The organism is Mesorhizobium sp. M7A.F.Ca.ET.027.02.1.1, assembly GCF_004022985.1.
Lineage (GTDB): Bacteria > Pseudomonadota > Alphaproteobacteria > Rhizobiales > Rhizobiaceae > Mesorhizobium.
Genome location: NZ_RZOL01000773.1, coordinates 1 through 1,203, shown reverse-complemented (window position 1 = coordinate 1,203; position 1,203 = coordinate 1). Strand labels below are relative to the sequence as shown.

Here is a 1,203-nt window from a genome sequence, read left to right as displayed (position 1 = left end):
TATTTGTGCGATACGAGCGCGGCAGATTGACCTTGGAGCCGTCCGGCATCGTCATCAAGTCGGCCGTCGCCACGGTCTCGGCCGCCGCGATCGCCGTGCACAATTCGATAAGGAGAGCTGCGCCGTCTGCCAATAGACCAGCACTGCACTTTTCGAGCAATTCGAAGCCGGCCTCCGACCGCGGCAAGGCGAGGATGGCTTGGCGCCGCCATGATCCGTGCGCCCCTCTCGGAGACAGATGAGCGATCAGATCGGTCCAGGCGCTGCAATCTGCGCCCGTCTCGAGCGTGAGACGGGCGGCGAACTCGATACCGCGCGCCACACGCGGCGATACCGGCACACTCAGATCGAGTGCGGCCAGACGGCTCGGATTCTCTGCGATGTAGTTCCCGATCGCCCAGTCGCGTAGCACGTCGTGATAGAAATCTAGCCGGTCGCGGCGCACTTCCTTGAGCGTCAGTGCCTCAAGCAGATGCGACCGAGCAGAAGAATCCTCGGTCAGCTCGATCCCGTCTTCTCCCTTTATGGCACTCGCCGCGAGCGCTGCCAGCAGCCGCTGCGCTGCGCGCACCTCTGCAGCCAGCGCGCCGTCCGCTCTCTTCCACCACAGATCGGCCATTGCTGCTTCGGTGCGAACCTCGGTCGCGCTCGGCACCTTCAGCAACCGGGATAGCCGATAGAGATTTCGAGCAAGACCGGCGGCGGGATGTTGGGGGGCAAGCAGCAGCCGAAGATCCGGCGCCTGATTAACTAGGATCGCGACTTCATCGTCCGACAAGGGGCCGACGGGTACCGGCTGCGCGCCTCCCAGGGCGGCAACGATCTCTTCGTCGAGCCAGGGTTCGACATCGACATGGCCGGCAGTGCGCGTGGTTGCGATTACCGTGAAACCCGGGATCGTGCTCGCCGCGCGCATGAGCTCGATGATGGTGCGTTGGCGGCCTCGATCGTCGAACATATCGATGCTGTCGATGAACAGCATCGCGCCGCCGCTCGCGGCCAGATCGGTTAGGAACTCGACCGCCGAACCCGGAATACCGAGCGCGTTGGAGAACGGCAGCCAGCCGCCTGCCGGCGTCGAGTCGCGGTCAAGCACGATGATCGGCGCTTGGCGCGCCACGCGCTCGGCGACGTGCCGAAGCACCCAGGATTTGCCGACACCGGAATCGCCACGGATTTCGATGAACCGATGCGCTTCGGACG

1 pseudogene is annotated in these 1,203 nt (G+C 64.4%); it reads right to left on the bottom strand.

Features of this window, described 5'->3' with window-relative positions:
- A pseudogene (locus EN749_RS38035) lies at nt 1-1,203 on the bottom strand (ATP-binding protein); the annotation flags it as partial.